We start from the raw sequence: 17,834 nt of genomic DNA on the forward strand, positions 1-17,834 counted from the left end.
CGCTGCCATACTAGGCTGACGCCGTATATATGCGAGCATCCGAACGAATTTCCAAAGTCTATTTTCCCTTGACCATAGGGCGGGGCCATATATGCACTAATGCTGCACAGGGGAACGACACGCCGTAACACGGTGTGGATTCTGCTGAAATTCGTATTCTTCGGCAGAATGACAACTTTGAAATGTACTACATTTCAAAATTCATCTGCTCCAGAGCTATTTACGAATGAGATGAGCCACTTGTTCTGCAAGAATTTGCGTACAAATTCTTGCCGCAAAATAGGTGCAGGCGGGCTTTGCTAGCCGTTAAGCGGCTGCTTCAGGTGAAGACGCTCTAGTAGGTGAGCGCTTCAGGCAGAACGCAGAAGTCTGCAGGGCTTCCCGGTTCCAGGCGTCCAGCGCCGCTCTGGAGCATGTTGAGGGCTTCTGCCCCGTTGATGGTCATGAGGCGCACTAAGGCTTCGGGGGGCACATCGAGATTTTCACGTAGCCACACGGCTTCTTGCCGCACATCCAGGTCTCGGTTGCTGGTCAGGCCATCAGTGCCGAGGCAGAGCAGGCAGCCGCTTTCAAGCAGATCGCGTACTGGCGGCACGCCCAGCCCAAGGTTGCGGTTTGAGCGCGGGCACATGCACAGGGCCGCGCCGCTGGCAGCCAGCACTTCCACTTCCTGCGCGTCCAGTTGCGTGCCGTGTACAGCCAGGGTGCCAGCATCCAGAAGACCCAGCTTGACGGCATAAGCAAGGGGGCGCAAACCGGGGGCCTGCCAGTCGGGGGGCAGAACCACCTGTTCGTAGCACTGGCGCAGGGGGCCGTCGCCTGTGGTCAGCAGTTGTGTTTCATCCGGCGATTCCGCCAGATGAAAGCTGAAAATGCGGCCCATGCGGGCGCAGTCCTGCTTGGCTGCACGCAAAATATCAGGCCCGGTGGAGTAGAGGCCATGCCCGCCCGGCGCACAGCGTGCAGCCAGAAAAGGATCTTCTTCAAGGGCTTCGCGGCAGCGGGGCGGCCAGGGGCGCACGCCGTCGGCAAAGGGAGCGCCAAAACCGAACCATTCGCAGAAATGGTTCACAGCAAGGCCCGCTTCACGGCAGGCGGCGTCAGCCAGCAGCATGCCGCCGGGCAGGGACCCGGTGATATTGCCAGCGTATAAGGTTCCGGTTCCTGCCATATGGGCGCAGGCGTTTTCAGCGGCTTGCGGGTCCGGTGCTTCGCGGAGCAAAGAGATAAGGCTTTGCAGCCATGCCGTGAAGCCTTTGCCCCAGCGGGTACGCTCTGCAAGGTGCGAAAGTTCCAGGTGGGTGTGGGCGTTGACGCAGGCAGGGGCAAGGCATACCGCGCCCAGATCCCGCACCAGCGCTCCAGCCGGGGCAGCGCTTGCGGACCAGGGCCGCACTTCGTCCACCATGCCGTCCCGCACGATGAGTACGGCATTATCAATTTTTTTCAGGGGGGCGAACAGGCGTGCGCCCCTGGCCGGATCTTCCCCCGCAAGAGTAACAATACTTTTAGCTCTGATGGCCAGCGCCTGAGGCTCTGGCTTGTCAGAATAGGATTCGGGCGTGAGGGGGGCGAGGGGCGCCATGCTCTGATCCTACCTGCCCCTGCGGGCGAACTGCCCGCCGGAAACGTAAAAGGTGTTTTCAACAATGAAGAGCGCGTTGCGGTCGATGCTGAAAACAAGATTTTCCAGCCGCTTGAGCGCGATATTGTTGGTAACTGTAAGCAGAATTTCGCGGTCAGAACCGGAGTATGCTCCCTTGCCACGCAGCATGGTAGCGCCAAAGCGTTCTGTTACCAGAATGGCTTCGCTGATTTCCTCACCGTGATCGGAAATGATAAAGACCAGCTTGCGTCGGTTGAACATGCCCAATACATACTCAAGCGCGTTGGACGAGATGAACATCATAATCATTGAGGCCACTATGAGATCGAAAGGCAGGCGGTAAGCGCCCAGCAAGAAAAGCAGGCCGTTGAAAATGACGTTGAACTGGCCGATGGAAAAATTCCAGCGGTCCTTGAGTACCACGGCGATAACGTCCGTACCCCCGCCACTACCCAGGGTACGCAGCATCAGGCCCCCGGCGGCGCCGTGCAGAACGCCGCCCACCACAGCGGCATACAGCTCGCTTTGCAGGGGGATGGTAAAGTTGATGAAAAAGCCGAAGACCGTCGTACAGAGGGTGCCGTAAGCTGTATAGAGCAGAAAGCGCTTCCCCACAAAAAACCAGCCGAAAAGATAAATGGGTACGCAAATCATAGCGTACCACACAAGGGGCGTTAGCGTGCCTGTCCAGTAGTTGGTAAGCAGCGCCACGCCCATAATGCCGCCAGCGAGAAAGTCGTGTGGAGCCGCTACGCTCTGAATGCAGACAGCGGTTAGCAAACCGCCCAGAGTCAGCAGAAAGAGGTTCCACCAGACGGATTCAGCCAGTTTGTGGTTGTAGGAATAGAGTTTCATGTTCCTATCTTGACAGCAATTACGGGTTACAGCAATCCCCAGGCCATCTTGACGGCCACGATAATCAAAAAGCAGGCAAAGCCGCGCTTAAGTTTGTCGGCGGGCAGGGCGTGCGACAGCTTGACCCCAAGGGGCGCGGTAAGAAAGCTGGCCGAGGCTATGCCCAGCAAAGCCCACAGATTCACAAAACCCAGCGTCATTGAGGGAAGGTCGGGCCGTCCCCAGCCGCCCACAATAAAGCCCAGAGTTCCGGCCACAGCTATGGGAAAGCCGATGGCGGCTGAAGTACCCACGGCATGGTGCAGGGGCACATTGCAGGAAGACATGAAGGGCACGGAAAGCGTGCCGCCGCCAATGCCCACAAAGCTTGAAAGAAGACCTATGCCCAGGCCCACGCCCGATGTGCCGGCAAAACCCGGCATGTTGCGTGTGGCCGGAGGCCGATAGCCTGAAAGCATCTGGGCAGCCACCACAAACAGAAAGCAGATGAAGATAATCTTGAGAGCAAGCGTGGGCATGTGTGTGGCGATAAGCCCGCCCACAAACGTGCCAAGAAGGATGCCCGGCGTAATGTTGCGAAAGATGTCCCAATGCACTGCGCCGCGTTTGTTGTGAGCGCGGGCGCTGGAAATGGAGGTAATCATGATACTGGCGAGGGACGTGCCCAAAGCCATTTGCTGCACGTATTCCGCAGGCACGCCAACGGTGGGAAATATGGCTACCATCATAGGCACAAGCACTATGCCGCCCCCCACGCCCAGCAGTCCGGCCAGCACGCCAGCCACAGCGCCACATGCAAGGTAGATCACAAGAGTCAAAAGCATCGGTTACATCCTCCAGAAGAGAGCCTGATGGAATACTGATGAAAAAGGCCGGGTTTCGGTAACAAGCCGTGCTGCAACACTGAAACCCTGCGTATGTTGGCGGCCGCATACAGATGCCAGTCGTCAGCCGGATTGGCCTGTGCCGTCAAGAAGACGGTATTGCCCTCCTCTAACTAGACAATGGCCCAGCGGGCGTCAACAGACTTTTTGCTTTACAAAGCCCCTTTGCGCGCCTACAAAATAGGAATGATGTCTGCCGCTCCCATACTCTGCATATTCAGGGGGGCGCCCCTATCGGCGCCTTGGACGCCCGGTTTTTTTGAACTCAAATCGTTCCGGGTCAGGGCCGCAGCCATTCCCGCCGTTCCCCGTTGATAAAGTCAGCGGGGCTTTTTTTTACCTTTTACACAGCAGTGCCATGAATACTGAAAATCGTTACCACTGGCCACACAAAGACCTTCTGGACGTGACCCAGTTGAGCAGGCCCGACACCCTGCATCTTCTGGATCTGGCCGCCAGCTTTCAGGAAATAAACACCCGTCCCGTCAAGAAAGTGCCTACACTCAAGGGAAAGACCGTGGTGCTCTTTTTTGTGGAAGACAGCACCCGCACCAAGACCTCCTTTGATGTGGCGGGCAAGCGTCTTTCGGCGGATACCTTCGCTCTGGGCAAAAGCGGTTCCAGCCTCAACAAGGGCGAAAGCCTCAAGGACACGGCCCTGACGTTGCAGGCCATGTCGCCAGACGTGATTGTCATTCGCCATTCCAGCAGTGGCGCGGCCCGTTATATCGCGGACCTGCTGCCCTGCGGTGTGGTTAATGGCGGCGATGGCTGGCATGCCCATCCCACCCAGGCCCTGCTGGACTGCTTCAGCCTGCGTCAGGCATGGGACAATACTTTTGAAGACCGTACCCTGCTTATTCTTGGCGACATTGCGCACAGCAGGGTGGCGCGGTCAAATATTCACCTGCTCACCAGCCTTGGCGTGCGCGTGCGCATTTGCGCTCCGCGAACGCTGCTGCCCGCAGGGGTGGACCACTGGCCCGTGGAAGTGTACACAAATCTTGAGAAGGCCGTGCGCGACGTGGACGCCGCCATGTGCCTGCGCCTGCAGCTGGAACGCCAGCAGGCCGGGCTTTTGCCGGATTTGGCTGAATACTCGCGGCGCTTTTGCCTGGGCCTCGGACATATGGAATTGGCCCGGCCCGGAGCCAAGGTGCTGCACCCCGGTCCGATGAACCGCGGGTTGGAAATTTCCGATGACATGGCCGACGCTTCTGCCAGTCTGGTGCTGAACCAGGTGGCGGCGGGCGTGGCAACGCGCATGGCCGTACTCTATCTTCTGGCTACGCGCAACGATGGAGGACGCGCATGAGGCTTTGCATCAAAAACGCCCGTCACCTTGAAGCTCCTGTGGATCTTCTGGTGGACGACAACAAGATTATGACAATGACCCCGGCTGGCCATCACGCGGCTCCCGAAGGGTGCGAAATTTTTGATGCTTGTGGCCTCGTGCTTATGCCAAGCCTCATTGATGCCCATGTACACCTGCGCGAACCCGGCTTTGAATACAAGGAAGACGTGGCTTCCGGGCTTGAGGCCGCAGCGCGCGGCGGGTTTGGCGCGGTCATGTGTATGGCGAACACCAAGCCTGTAAACGATACTGCCAGCGTCACCCGGCATATGCTGGACAGGGCGCGGCAAAGCCATCCCCACGGCCCGCGCCTCTTGCCCATAGCGGCGGCCACCATCGGCCTCAAGGGGGAAACGATGGCCCCTCTGGCTGAACTCAAGGAAGCGGGCTGCGTGGCCGTGTCCAACGATGGCCGTCCTCTGGAAAATACCGAACTGGTACGCCGTATTATGGAATATGGCGCTGATCTGGGCCTGATTCTTATTGACCACTGCGAAGACCCGCACCTGGGACGCGGCTGGATCATGCACGAGGGGGACGTCAGCGGGCTTTTGGGGCTCAAGGGGCAACCGCCCGCAGGCGAAGCCCTGCAGGCAGCGCGTGACATAATGCTTGCGGAATATCTTGATATTCCTGTACATATTGCACATGTTTCTGCAGCGTTGACTGTGGACATCATTCGCTGGGCCAAGGAACGCGGCGTTAAAGTGAGTGCTGAAACGTGCCCGCACTATCTGCTGCTGGACGAAACAGCCCTTGAGAATTATAGTACCCAATCTAAAGTGAGTCCGCCCCTGCGTACGGCGCATGACCGCGAAGCTTTGCGTGAAGCCGTAAAAACGGGCATTGTGGACATTCTTGTGACTGACCACGCCCCGCATGCCGCGCACGAAAAAGACGGTACGCTGGATGAGGCCCCTTGCGGCTTTACTGGGCTTGATCTGGCCCTGAGCCTTACCTGGGCGCTTGTGGACGAAGGTGTTTTGACCGAATCGGACGCGCACCGCCTGTGGTGCCGCCGCCCGGCGGAAATTTTTGGTTTGCCCTGGAACGGATTTGCTCCTGGCGACCCGGCAGATTTCTTTTTGTTTAACCCGGAAGAAGCATGGATTCCTTCAAGGGAGACCATGTATTCAAAAAGTCTGAACACGCCCTTCTTGGGGCAGACCTTGCGTGGGCGCGTCAAGCACCACTGGATGGGAGGCAGAAAGCTTTTCTGATCCCCCCAGCCTGCGCATAGCGGGGGCACACATGCATCGGATACTACAGGATAAGAGTCTCTTTCGTCCCCACTGCCTGATCAACGGGCAGTGGCGTGATGCGGCAGACAAAAGCGTTCTGAATGTCATCAATCCGGCTAACGGCAAACAGTTGGGCCATGTGCCCAACTGTGGTGCCGAAGAAGCCCGGCTTGCCGTTGAAGCCGCTCACACTGCTTTTACCGCCTGGAGCGCCAAAAGCCCGCAGGAACGCGGGGCTTATCTGCACGCCTGGGAGCAGGCCATTCACGCCAATCTTGAAGATCTGGCCCGCCTGCTCACGCTGGAACAGGGAAAGCCTCTGGCTGAAGCCAGAGGGGAAATTCTTCAAGGAGCTTCCTACTTTCCCTGGTATGCCGAAGAAGCCCGCCGCGTCAGCGGCGAGGTGGTGCCCGGATTCCGGCAGGGCGTACAGGCGCTCACCCGGCACGCCCCCGTGGGCGTGGCCGCGGCCATCACTCCCTGGAACTTCCCCATGTCGATGATTCCCCGCAAGGTTGCTCCGGCACTGGCTGCGGGTTGCACGGCCATTGTCAAGCCTGCCAGCGCCACGCCCTACAGTGCGCTGGCTATGGCAGAACTGGCCATGCGGGTAGGTATTCCTGCCGGGGTTTTCAACGTCATTACGGGCAGTGCCGGGGCCATTGGCTCCGTCATCACTGAAAGCCCGCTGGTGCGCAAACTCAGCTTTACGGGTTCCACGCCTGTGGGCAAAACACTTGCCGCCCAGTGCGGCCCCACCCTCAAGCGTGTGTCTCTCGAGTTGGGAGGCAACGCGCCCTTCATCGTTTTCGACGATGCCGATATTGACCTGGCGGCCCGCATGGCCCTGGGCAATAAATTCCGTAACGCGGGGCAAACCTGCATCTGCGCCAACCGTTTTCTTGTACACAAAGACGTGTTCGACGCCTTTGTGCGCCGCCTGCTGCAAGGCATACGCGAACTCAAGGTCGGTGACGGGCTCAAGGCCGATACCACAATGGGGCCGCTTATCAATGCCGAGGCTGTAGCCCATGTGGACGCTCTTGTGCGTGACGCCCTGCAAAACGGCGCTTGCCGCATTGCAGGCGGGCAGGCCCACAAGTTGGGCGGCAATTTCTACGAGCCTACACTGCTGACAGGTATCAAGCCTGATATGCGGATTTTCCGCGAGGAAATATTCGGTCCTGTGGCGGCTGTCATGTCCTTTGAAGACGAAGAAGAAGCCGTGGCCCTTGCAAATGATACGGAATACGGTCTCGCGTCCTATGTCTGCACGCGCGATATGGCGCGCACATGGCGGCTCTGGAAGAGCCTGCAGTATGGCATGGTGGGCGTTAATGATGCGGGGCTGGCCTCAGCCGAAACGCCCTTTGGCGGCGTCAAGGGCAGCGGCATGGGCCGTGAAGGCGGCCGGGAAGGTTTGCTGGAATATATGGAAACCCATTATGCCTTGCTTGGAGGCATAGGATAGGCGATAATAAAAAATCATAAGTGCACGGCGCGTTGCAGGTGCAGCTTGATGTTCTGTAAGATGTGATGATTTCGCAGTCCGCAAGGATAGCGGGTCGGCGCGCGGAAGTCCGGGAAGTTTTGAAACCCGGACAACCCCGTTGTGCGGGGTTCGCAGCGTTTATTCCAGAGTAGATTAGCTTTGCAATGGTCAACAGTTCGACGTTGGCTTTCTGCCACAACGCGGATTGGCAGAATCCACACTGCATAGCAGCGGATGCTTCAGTCTACTCGCCGCCGGGTATGTAACATTTTATATGTTAACTACCTCTAATTCGCCATATTTCGGGAGCGGCCATGAGCACACGACACCCCATAGCGGCAGGGCGTTTTTACCCTGCTGATGTTGAACAGTTGAAAAAAGAACTCCACGCATGGCTTATGACAGTGTCCAGCTCAGCGGGATCTGTGCCGGACGGGCACGCGCATGATGCTGGTTCGCGTTTGCTGGGGCTTATGCTGCCTCATGCCGGATATGTTTATTGCGGGCGTATTATAGGGGGCACGCTGGCCAGTTCGTGGAAAAACTCCACTGCCGGAGCCAGTTTGCCGCAGCGGCTTTTTGTCCTGTGCCCCAACCATACCGGTCAGGGAAAACCGCTGGGGGTCTGGGCCGAAGGGCAATGGATGACGCCATTGGGCCCCGTGCAGGTGGATGAAGAGCTGGCTCAGACCTTGATTCAAGCACCAGGTGGTTTTTTGCCAGACGAGCTTTGCCATTTGGGCGAACACTCCATAGAAGTTCTGCTGCCCTTTTTGCAAAGTCTTCCTTTGGCAGCGGGAAAGGATGGCTCTACGGCCATGCACCGTACCATTGTTCCTGTGTGCGTGGGCACGCGCCGGCCTGATGTTCTGCGTTCGGCGGGGTTGGCCCTGGCCCAGATTGTGGAAGACTACAGAGCCAGCGGGGAGGATGTGGGCTTCATCGTCAGTTCTGACATGAATCATTACCAGAATCAGGAGCAGACCCTGCATAAGGACGCGCAAGCTCTGGCGCAAGCGCTGGCGTGTGACCCCGAAGCCCTTTTGGCCGTAGTGGACAGGGAAGGCATCACCATGTGTGGGGCCGGACCGCTGGCCCTGGCCTTGTTTGCCGTGCGCTCCCTTGGCAACCCGTGGGCCGAGCTGTGCTTGTATGACACCTCGGCGGCGGCATCTGGCGACACCAGCCGTGTCGTGGGATATGCGGGGCTGAGGTTCGGCCTTGCCTAGGTGTACTGCTGTATTTTGAAATAACTTGTGGGGTAGGGACCCTTTTGCAAAAGGGTCTCCTCCCCCTAAAACGTTTACTCCTCCTTCAATACGCCACAAGGCGTCCCCGTACCCGTTGGGCACACTGAGCTTACTATTGCGTAAGTAACTTCAGGAGGAATGTCCTGTTCCCGCTGGGTACTACACCGGGCTTGTTATGCGTAAGAAGCGTCCCGCAGGGTATTCCCCACCTCTCGCCAAAGCGACTCCCTCTCTTTCTTCACTACGCACCGCTAACTATTCCCACTCCGCGGCTCAAAATTCTCACGATATTTACACTTCGATCTCCCACCAAGCAAAAGCTATCGGGTATTCCCACTCGAATTTGACCACCCCTCAAAAGTAATCAGATAGATCCTTTCCACCTCGTCCACCAATGAAAACCCGGCCTGATCCTTCATTCCAATCCGCCCATCATTCAAAGCCTCACCCGTTGATGGCATTGCGCGGCGCGCAGGGAGATCACCCGACCGAAGGGAGGGAAGCTCCCGAAGCGGAAGCCGCGCAGCCTTCGGATATTGGTAAAATATGGAAAGCCCTTGAAGGTTAACACGGGGGAATGGAGAGGTATGAAAACGCAGCGGGGTTGTCCGGGGGGAGTGCAGAGGGGGCCCCGGAGGGGCGCAGCCCCTAACAGGCCCCCTCTGCCGCCCGCCGCGAAGGCGGTGCCGTCACTAGCGCATTTTCAGTTATTTCTGCGTTGAGCCTCCGAGGCGACCAAAACAAGATAAAATAAAAGCCTCCGTGCCCGCAGGGCATCCCCACCCCTCGCCAAAGCAACTCCACCTCTTTCTCCTCTGCTTATCACCAGCCCCCGCCGCCTATTTGAAGTGCTTTGTGGCTCCTCTTATTCTGGCCTTAAAGCAGCCCTGACAGCCTGTACTCCGCTTGATTGCTTATGTCTGCTTCCGGCTGCGTATGCTCATATTTGGCTGCTTTTGCCTGCTCTAGTTTGCCTGCCTTTTCACCTATGCAAGAACGTCTGTGAAAAGTCCACACCTTCGCTTGACATTTGAGATGTGAAGATTATGCTCGTTTGAGCAAAACAATGGCGTGGCATGGCTGCGCAAAGGAGCGGACACATGAAAATTGCCGTCTCAAGTGAAGGCCCGGGCCTGGAATCCCAGGTAGATCCGCGTTTTGGGCGCGCCGCTGGTTTCGTGATTGTGGATATGGAAAGCATGAACACGGAATATGTAGACAACGGCGCATCCCAGGTCATGGCGCAGGGCGCGGGCATTGAAACTGCCGAACGCTTGTCTGCCCTGGGCGTTGGCGCTGTGCTCAGCGGTTACGTCGGACCCAAGGCCTTCACCGCTCTTCAGGCGGCAGGCATGCAGATATATCAGGATCTGGATGGCCGCAGCGTGGGAGATGCCGTGCGCTGCTATGCCGGAGGAACCCTTAACCCGGCTACGGCCTCCAACAAGTAGGCTGCCATGCGCATAGCATTTGCCAGCGGCAAGGGGGGCGCGGGAAAAACCACGGTGGCGGCTTCGCTGGCCGCCATATGGCCGCACCCTTGCCTGATAGTCGACGCTGATGTGGAAGCTCCGAACCTGCATCTTTTTCTGCATCCCCATCTGGAAGCGGCCCAATCTGTGTATTTGACAGTGCCGGAACTGGACTCGGAAAAATGCACGGCCTGCGGCGACTGCGCAGCCATGTGCTCCTACAAGGCCATTGCCAAACTGGGCGCAGGTCTGATCGTCTTTGCAGACATGTGCCACGGTTGCGGCGGTTGTTTTGAGGTTTGTCAGGCCAATGCCTTGAAAAAGGGCAAGCGTGAACTGGGCAGCCTGCAATGGGGTTCGTGGAGCCTGAAGATGGGCGCGGACCAAAATTCTGACCAGAATTTGAACCAAGCTTTGGGACAAACTTCCAGCCAGACCTCGGGCAAAAATTCCGGCAAAACCCTGCTTATGGGAAAAAGCCGGGTAGGGGAGGCTATGTCGCCGCCCTTGCTGCGTGCGATTGATGGCGCGCTTGCCGCTATTTCTGTGGGTGATGCTGCCTCTGTGCCGGACATTCTTATTGACTCGCCCCCCGGCGTGAGCTGTCCGGCCATGACCACAGCCCGCATGGCCGACGCGCTTGTATTGGTGGCGGAATCCACTCCTTTTGGTACTTACGATTTCAAGCTGGCGCATGCGGCCTTTAAAAAGCTGAATATGCCTTTGGCAGTTGTCATGAACCGGGCTGGTATGCCGGGAAATGAAAGCGGCGACGCAGCGCTGGAAAAATATTGCGCAGCAGAAGGCCTGCCGTTGCTGGCCCGTCTGCCCTTTGATCTGCAAGCCGCAGAGGCTTATGCGCGCGGGTATCTGCCCCTTTTGGAGCAAAGCGCCAATGCCTTGATCTGGCAGAGACGTTTCGGGCTTCTTTACGATGCCGTGCAGCGGTGGGCAGGGGGCAAGATTGGTCAGATTGCGGAACCTTGCAGCGCCGTGAACATATGCGCGTCAGGCACAACAGGGGCGGGGCATGCGTGAAATAGTCGTCATCAGCGGCAAGGGCGGCACAGGAAAAACCACGGTATGCGCGGCATTGGCGGCTCTGGCGAGCCGCGAGGGCCGCAACCCGGTGCTCTGTGATCTGGATGTGGATGTGCCGGACCTGCACATCATCTTTGATCCCCATGTGCAGCAGGAACATCCCTTTGTTTCGGGCAATACGGCAGTCATCAATGAAAATGTCTGCACGCAGTGTGGCCGTTGCCTGGAGTTGTGCCAGTTTGGAGCAGTGGGGCAGAACGGGAACGGGCAGTTCATAATAGACGCCCTGGACTGCGAAGGCTGCGGCGTGTGTCACAAGCTTTGCCCCACGGGAGCCATAGAGTTTCCTCAACGGCACTGTGGCACTTGGTACTTGAGCCAGACGCGCTTTGGTTCTTTTGTTCACGCCCAGCTTGACCCCGGTCAGGAAAATTCGGGCCGTCTGGTCAGCCTCCTCAAACAGCAGGCGCGCCAGCTGGCCCCCACCGCAGAAGACAGCCTTATCCTCTGCGACGGATCACCCGGCATCGGCTGCCCCGTCATCAGTTCTCTTTCGGGGGCCACCCTGGCTGTGGCGGTGGTGGAGCCAACTCCTTCGGGACGGCATGATTTCGAGCGGGTGGCGGATTTGTGCAGGCATTTTCGTATTCCTGTATCCGTCATCATTAACAAGGCCGACCTCAATAACGATGAGGCGCGCGCCATAGAAGAGTACGCCGTCCGGCAAGGCTACACGCTGGCAGGGTGTTTGCCTTTCAGTCCTCTTGTGACGGAGGCCATGATACGTGGCGAAGCTCTTACGGAAAGGGATTCGCCCCTGGCCAGCGAGCTTGAGAAAATATGGGGGCGCATCTGCGCCGCGGCAGACAAGCCCGCCCGGCGGGCCAACATCAACTCTTTGTAAGGACATACCATCATGAGCAAGACAATTCTGGCAATTCCCTCTGAACTTCCCGGCGGCATGGATGCGGGTATGGGTATGCATTTCGGCCATTGCGCCATCTATACCATTGTGGAAATGGAGAACGGCGCGGTGTCCGCCCAGTCCACGCTGGCTTCCATACCGCATCAGCAGGGTGGCTGCATGGCTCCTGTACAGTATCTGGCCGAACACGGCGTTACTGCGCTGCTGGCCGGGGGCATGGGCATGCGTCCTCTTATGGGCTTCAACCAGATGCATATTGACGTCTTTTTTGCTGGCAACTATCCCACAGTGGGGCAGGCTGTTGAGGCCTTTTGTCAGGGCAAGTTGAACCGTTTCAGCACAGAACAGACCTGCGGCGGCGGCTCGCACTAGGGGCGGCCATGAAAAGCAGGCATATCATGCTGCAAACCAGTCGACCTGAAGCCTGGGCGGACTTTGTGGCACAGCTGCATGCCCACGGCTGCACCGTGGGCATGGCGGAAAGCTTTGAACAGTGTAAGGAAGCGGCGCAGCGTGAACATCCGGTTTTGGCTGTACTTGACCCTCCTTCCGGTGAGCTTGCGCGGTCTTGGGTGACGGCTCTTATGATGATTGATGCCGGAATGCACACCGCTGTTGTGACGGACATGCCCGCAGAAGTCTTTCATGATGAAATGGAGGGGCTGGGCATACTAACGTCGCTTCCGCTGAAACCAACAGCGCAAGATGCGCAAAAGATGTTTGAGCTTTTGAGGGGAGTGATGGGGAACTGGGGATAAATTCAGCTGCCATCATGCACCGCTGGCATATAGAATACCAGATGTAATATGCGGAACCGGTTTTTGCCGCTGGTTCCGCTTTTTTACTTTATCTGTTTGCAGGTAATATATGCGGAAAATCGGTATGTTGCCTGTTTCAAACTGCGGTACCGAGCCGTCTTGCAGTAACTTACATCACTCTTGACGTGTGCCATTCCGTGCCGTACTTTATAATAAAATCGTATCAGTGTGAGAATATGCCAAGACCCAGTCATTGCAGGCGTGTGAGCGCCCTTCCCAAAGTCAATTATTTCAAGCCTAAAGGCATCCCCATATCAGACCTCGACGAGAGGGTTCTGCCGCTGGATGGCCTTGAGGCCTTGCGTCTGGCCGATTACGAAGGCCGAAACATGGATGAAGCCGCTGCCCGTATGGGGGTGTCGCGCCACACCTTTGGCAGGCTGTTGCGAAGGGCCCGGCATTGTGTGGCCGAAGCCCTTGTGGACGGTCTGGCCCTGCGTATTGAGGGCGGCGTGTGCGCAATGGACGCCTTGACCGACGATGTGCGTCCTTCCGATTCCGATGGCGTGCTGGTGGCGGTTCCCTCGCAGGAACCTGGCGGGCTTTTGGCCGCGCCTCACGCACATTTTGGCCGATGTAGCGTCTACACCCTGGCCAGGGTAAAAGCTGGCGAAGTTGGCGAAGCTATGGTTCGGGCAAACGCGGGGCATATGCCCGGAGATTGCGCCAACCCTGTGCAGATATTGGCCCGCCTGGGCGTGACTGTGCTGCTGGCTGGCGGTATGGGGGTTCGCCCTTTGCAGGCCATGCAGGCAGCCGGAATAGCCGTCTACCACAATGCGGGATTGCCCAGTGTGGGGGCTTGCCTTGAAGCCTTTGCGCAAAACAGGCTGGCGGCTTTTGGCACCGAACACCTCTGCCGAAGTGGCTGTGCTTCAGGGGAATGAGGTTTCGCGAATCTGTAAATTTGTAAAAGCGCCCTTGCTGTTCGCCGGAGGTGTTTTTGCAGTAGATGTGCGGGTTGGCCGCACTGCCTGAATGTTGATAAAACAAAAACATTGGTTGGAGCAGGGCAACGCCTTTCACGACCATTATAAAAAATGCAGGGACGCTATGAGCAATGCAGTCAAAAATGACGGCAATGCCCCTGTAGCCGCCATGCCTCCCGAACAATTGCACCCAGTGGCGGAGCAGGGCAAACAAGGCCGCAATGCGGCACAAACTCGACAGCGGATACTGGTTGCAGCACGTTGTCTTTTTGCCAAAAATAACTACGAAAGTGTGGGCACGAGAGAAATTGCGGCAAAGGCTGGGGTGAACGCCACCCTTATCAACAGATACTTTGGTTCCAAGAAAAAATTGTTTGCAGCAGTAGTGAATTCCTTGACCGAGCTCGCCAAGGCGCCAGGGTCGAGTATCAGGGATACCCTTGATCAGGCTTTGGACAGCATAGTGCTCGCGAAGGAGCATAACATATGGATAGACGAGTTTCGGATCATCCTTTTTTCTGCCCTTAATCCGGAAGTTGCAGACATCATCTCTGATTTTTTTGAGCAAAAACGTCAAACATTCAGAGAACGCCTGGGTGGCCCAAGCATGGGGGCCAAGGCGGATGTTGCCTATTCTCTGCTCACGGGTTCGGCTGTGATTCTAACTCTCTTGCGCAGCAAGAAGTACAGTAAAAAAGACCGGGAAGATTTTCGTCATGGTCTTGGTCTGGTACTGGATCAACTTCTTGCCCCCGAGGCGTTGGCACCCGCACATTGATGCCCGCCCTGCAAGGCTCATGAACTAGTACGCCCAAGAGCTGATATTTTTAAAAACAATCATGTCCAAAAAGGCCGCCTGCTCATATGCAGGCGGCCTTTTGAGTGTTTGTTTCTAAAGCAAATCAACGTTGCGAATATATATTCGCAACGTTGATTTGCTCAAAGCCTTTTCACTGCGCAATACTTGCGTAAAGGCATATGCTCCAGCATTGGCGCGCATGCGGCGGCGCATCAGATTTCGCAGTGATCGTTGTCTCCAGCGGCAGCTCCAGCCTTGGTTGTAAAGTTTTGTGCATCTCTTTTGCGCATAAAGGCCTTTTCGCCCTCAACTATCAAAAAGACAATAAAACCGAGCAGTATGGGGACTGGCCAATACTGCAAGGGCAGGGGCACGGTGCCGAACACGCTGTTCATAAAGGGAATGTACGTTACTGAAAGCTGAAGAACCACAAGCAGGGCGCTGACCACAAGAACGGCCCGGTTGGAGAAGGGATTGATCTTGAAGGCAGATCCTCGGATGCTGCGGCTGTTGAACAGGTGGAAGAGCTGGCACATGACTATGCTTTGCACTGTCATTGTGCGCACAAGGTCTTCGGCATAGCCCATTCGCCCAAGGCCCACGCTCATAATCAGGGTCATGCCGCCGATAAGTATGGACACAAAGGCGATGCGCCAGATAAAGTAGCCGTCCAGAATTTTTTCTCCGGCAGGCCTTGGGGGACGCCGCATGACGCCGTCTTCTTTAAGCTCAAAGGCCAGGGCAAGAGACACCGTCACCGACGTGACCATATTCACCCAAAGTATCTGAACTGGCGTCAGGGGCAGTGTTGTGCCAAACAGGATGCTGGCTATGATGAGAAAACTTTCGGCCCCGTTGGTGGGCAGGATAAAGAGGATGGTTTTTCTCAGGTTGTCGTAAACCCTGCGGCCTTCTTCCACCGCTGCCACGATGGTACTGAAATTATCGTCCGTGAGCACGATTTCAGCAGCGTCCTTTGTGACTTCGGTTCCCTTGATGCCCATAGCAATGCCCACATCAGCCGCTTTAAGGGCCGGGGCATCGTTGACGCCGTCGCCAGTCATGGCCGAAACCGCGCCGTTGGCCTGCAATGCTTTGACAAGCTTGAGTTTGTGCTCGGGGCTTGTTCTGGCAAAAATGTCGCATTTTTTTACCGCGCACTGGATCTGCTGGTCTGTCATTTCGTCCAGCTGTTGCCCGGATATGGCCATACTGCCGTCACCGATGCCCAGTTCAAGGCCAATGGCTTTGGCAGTGTCCACATGGTCGCCGGTGATCATTTTTACGGTGATTCCTGCGTCCTTGCAGGCGCGTATCGCTTCAAGCACTTCATTGCGCGGCGGGTCAACAATGCCCGCCAGGCCAAGAAAAACAAGGCCGTCCTGCAAATCTTGGTGGGTAATGGTTCTGGTTTGTGGGGGCATGATCTTCAGGGCTGCGCCAAGCAATCGCTGGCCTTTGCCCGCCGTAATGCTCATGGCGCTTTCCCAGCAGGCGGGATCAAGAGGCACGTCACCCGCTGCGGTACGCTGCTGCGTAGACATGGCCAGCAGGCGGTCGGGCGCGCCCTTGACCAGAAGCAACGTTTGCCCGCCTTCTTCAATAAGTATGGCCATATATTTGTATTGGGAGTCAAAAGGCAGGGTGGCAATTCTGCTTTTGCCAGCGCCCGTGAGGCCTGATTTTTTATAAAGGGTCTGCAACGCGCCTTCAGTGGGTTCACCCTGTATGATCCAGGCTCCATTGGCGTCTTGCGTAAGCACAGAGTCGTTACACAGGGCGAAGCAGCGGATCATTTCCGCCAGCAGGGGGGCGGAAGCGGCGTCTACTGTGGTGCCGTGCTGTGTAATGGAGCCTTCGGGCGCGTATCCCGACCCTTCAACATCATAGCGCTCCTCCGCAAGAACAAGACTTTTAACGGTCATTTCATTTTTGGTGAGTGTGCCCGTTTTGTCAGAACAGATGACGGATACCGACCCCAGCGTTTCCACAGATGGCAGGGTGCGCACAATGGCCTTGCGCCGGGCCATGTGCTGCACGCCGACAGCGAGAATGATGGAAAGAATGGCGGGAAGCCCTTCAGGAATGGCCGCAATGGCCAGCCCTATGGTGGCGAGCAGCAGTTCGCTGGCGTCGTAGTTGTGAAAGAACCGCCCGAACAGAAAGATCAGCAACGACACGCCAAGAATGAACAGGGCCACGGTTTTGCCAAGCTGGGCCATCTGGCGGATAAGAGGCGTAGATATGTTCTGCGTTTCTTCCAGCAGCTGACTGATGCGCCCCAGCTCTGTCTCTTGCCCCACAGCCACCACCAGGCCTGACCCTGTGCCTGCGCTTACAGAGGTTCCGCTGAAAGCCATGTTGATTCTGTCGCCAAGCATGGTTTCCGGGTCAAGGGAGTGCGTGGTTTTTTCGGAAGGAACGGATTCGCCAGTCAGCGCGGATTCTTCAACGCGCAGGTTGTCAGCGATCACAAGGCGCAGGTCTGCGGGAATTTTGTTGCCTGGTTTCAAAAGTACAAGATCACCCAGAGCCAGATCTTTGGAATCCACTTCGGTGCGTACGCCGTCGCGAATAATGGAGGCCTTGAGAGACAGCATGCTCTTGATATCCTCAAGAGCCTTTTCTGCCTTGAATTCTTGCGAAAACCCTATGAAAGCGTTCACAACGGCCACAAGCAGAATGACAATGGTATCCGCGTAATGCCCCAGAACCAGCGTCACAAAGGCTGCCACAAAAAGCATGTAGATGAGAATATCGTGAAAGTGACGAAGAAAGCTGATAATGCGGCTTTGCTTTTTCTTTGCTGGCAAGGAGTTGGGGCCGTATTCTTCAAGTCTGGCGGCAGCCTGTTCCTGGCTGATGCCCTGCCGCACGTCGGTCATCAACACCGCGGCGACGTCAGGCACATCCTTGGCAAACCATTTGCGGTGGGTGTGAACATACTGTTTTTGCATACAGACCTCGTTCCAGAGTTAGAGCAGTCGAGGGGTACATATGGATCAGCGCAATACAAACCTTCTGGTTATGTGTGGTGGCTGGCAGGCGGCGCTTTGGGCACAGCATCTGCTGCCAGTTCAGCCTGATGCCTGATTTCAAAGAAGTGTTTTGCGGCAACATCCTGGCCGGGCGTCACTGCGATCAGCGGTTGCAACAGAGACACATACC

At 56.8% G+C, this 17,834-nt stretch carries 15 protein-coding genes; 11 read left to right on the forward strand and 4 right to left on the reverse strand.

The annotated features are described in order from the left end of the window. Positions 1-334: 334 nt before the first annotated feature. The 3 genes from HNQ38_RS13460 to HNQ38_RS13470 are packed head-to-tail and all read right to left on the reverse strand — an operon-like array spanning position 335 to position 3,285. Positions 335-1,585, reverse strand: a complete 1,251-nt coding sequence (locus tag HNQ38_RS13460) for an amidohydrolase family protein (protein ID WP_183722220.1) — start codon at positions 1,583-1,585, stop codon at positions 335-337. Between the two features lie 9 nt (positions 1,586-1,594). Further along, positions 1,595-2,461, reverse strand: coding sequence for a YitT family protein (locus HNQ38_RS13465; protein ID WP_183722224.1), 867 nt, complete (start codon positions 2,459-2,461; stop codon positions 1,595-1,597). A gap of 26 nt (positions 2,462-2,487) precedes the next feature. Further along, positions 2,488-3,285 carry a sulfite exporter TauE/SafE family protein gene (locus HNQ38_RS13470; RefSeq protein WP_183722227.1) on the reverse strand — a complete coding sequence of 266 codons (798 nt, stop codon included), beginning with the start codon at positions 3,283-3,285 and terminating at the stop codon, positions 2,488-2,490. A gap of 418 nt (positions 3,286-3,703) precedes the next feature. Here HNQ38_RS13470 and HNQ38_RS13475 point away from each other — a divergent pair, with 418 nt between their 5' ends. From HNQ38_RS13475 to HNQ38_RS13525, 11 genes are all read left to right on the forward strand, one after another. Continuing rightward, positions 3,704-4,660, forward strand: coding sequence for an aspartate carbamoyltransferase catalytic subunit (locus HNQ38_RS13475; protein ID WP_183722230.1), 957 nt, complete (start codon positions 3,704-3,706; stop codon positions 4,658-4,660). Further along, the gene (locus tag HNQ38_RS13480) at positions 4,657-5,919 is read left to right on the forward strand and encodes a dihydroorotase (protein ID WP_183722233.1); all 1,263 of its coding nucleotides are present in this window, start codon (positions 4,657-4,659) and stop codon (positions 5,917-5,919) included. Before HNQ38_RS13475 ends, HNQ38_RS13480 begins: the two co-directional genes overlap by 4 nt. 31 nt (positions 5,920-5,950) lie before the next feature. Continuing rightward, complete coding sequence (locus tag HNQ38_RS13485; protein WP_183722236.1) at positions 5,951-7,411, forward strand: NAD-dependent succinate-semialdehyde dehydrogenase; 1,461 nt, start codon at positions 5,951-5,953, stop codon at positions 7,409-7,411. A gap of 335 nt (positions 7,412-7,746) precedes the next feature. Then, positions 7,747-8,661 (forward strand): AmmeMemoRadiSam system protein B, encoded by a 915-nt coding sequence (amrB, locus tag HNQ38_RS13490; RefSeq protein ID WP_183722240.1) that lies wholly within the window; start codon positions 7,747-7,749, stop codon positions 8,659-8,661. Between the two features lie 1,121 nt (positions 8,662-9,782). Beyond that, entirely contained in the window at positions 9,783-10,133 is a 351-nt protein-coding gene (locus HNQ38_RS13495) for a NifB/NifX family molybdenum-iron cluster-binding protein (RefSeq protein WP_183722243.1), read from the forward strand. A 6-nt stretch (positions 10,134-10,139) separates the two neighbouring features. Then, positions 10,140-11,192, forward strand: coding sequence for a nucleotide-binding protein (locus HNQ38_RS13500; RefSeq protein ID WP_183722246.1), 1,053 nt, complete (start codon positions 10,140-10,142; stop codon positions 11,190-11,192). After that, positions 11,185-12,099 carry a nucleotide-binding protein gene (locus HNQ38_RS13505; protein WP_183722250.1) on the forward strand — a complete coding sequence of 305 codons (915 nt, stop codon included), beginning with the start codon at positions 11,185-11,187 and terminating at the stop codon, positions 12,097-12,099. Before HNQ38_RS13500 ends, HNQ38_RS13505 begins: the two co-directional genes overlap by 8 nt. Before the next feature lie 12 nt (positions 12,100-12,111). After that, positions 12,112-12,492, forward strand: coding sequence for a NifB/NifX family molybdenum-iron cluster-binding protein (locus tag HNQ38_RS13510; RefSeq protein WP_183722253.1), 381 nt, complete (start codon positions 12,112-12,114; stop codon positions 12,490-12,492). Positions 12,493-12,500: 8 nt separating this feature from the next. Beyond that, on the forward strand, positions 12,501-12,878 hold the full coding sequence (locus HNQ38_RS13515; protein ID WP_183722256.1) for a response regulator receiver protein: 378 nt from the start codon (positions 12,501-12,503) through the stop codon (positions 12,876-12,878). Between the two features lie 236 nt (positions 12,879-13,114). After that, positions 13,115-13,825: a DUF134 domain-containing protein gene (locus HNQ38_RS13520; RefSeq protein ID WP_183722258.1), complete on the forward strand. Its 711-nt coding sequence runs from the start codon at positions 13,115-13,117 to the stop codon at positions 13,823-13,825. Between the two features lie 91 nt (positions 13,826-13,916). Further along, the gene (locus tag HNQ38_RS13525) at positions 13,917-14,645 is read left to right on the forward strand and encodes a TetR/AcrR family transcriptional regulator (protein ID WP_183722261.1); all 729 of its coding nucleotides are present in this window, start codon (positions 13,917-13,919) and stop codon (positions 14,643-14,645) included. Positions 14,646-14,878: 233 nt separating this feature from the next. Here the strand turns inward: HNQ38_RS13525 and HNQ38_RS13530 are convergent, their stop codons facing one another. After that, positions 14,879-17,623 (reverse strand): cation-transporting P-type ATPase, encoded by a 2,745-nt coding sequence (locus HNQ38_RS13530; RefSeq protein WP_183722264.1) that lies wholly within the window; start codon positions 17,621-17,623, stop codon positions 14,879-14,881. Positions 17,624-17,834 lie beyond the last annotated feature (211 nt).

The sequence above is a fragment of the Desulfovibrio intestinalis genome (genome assembly GCF_014202345.1).
Lineage (GTDB): Bacteria > Desulfobacterota > Desulfovibrionia > Desulfovibrionales > Desulfovibrionaceae > Desulfovibrio > Desulfovibrio intestinalis.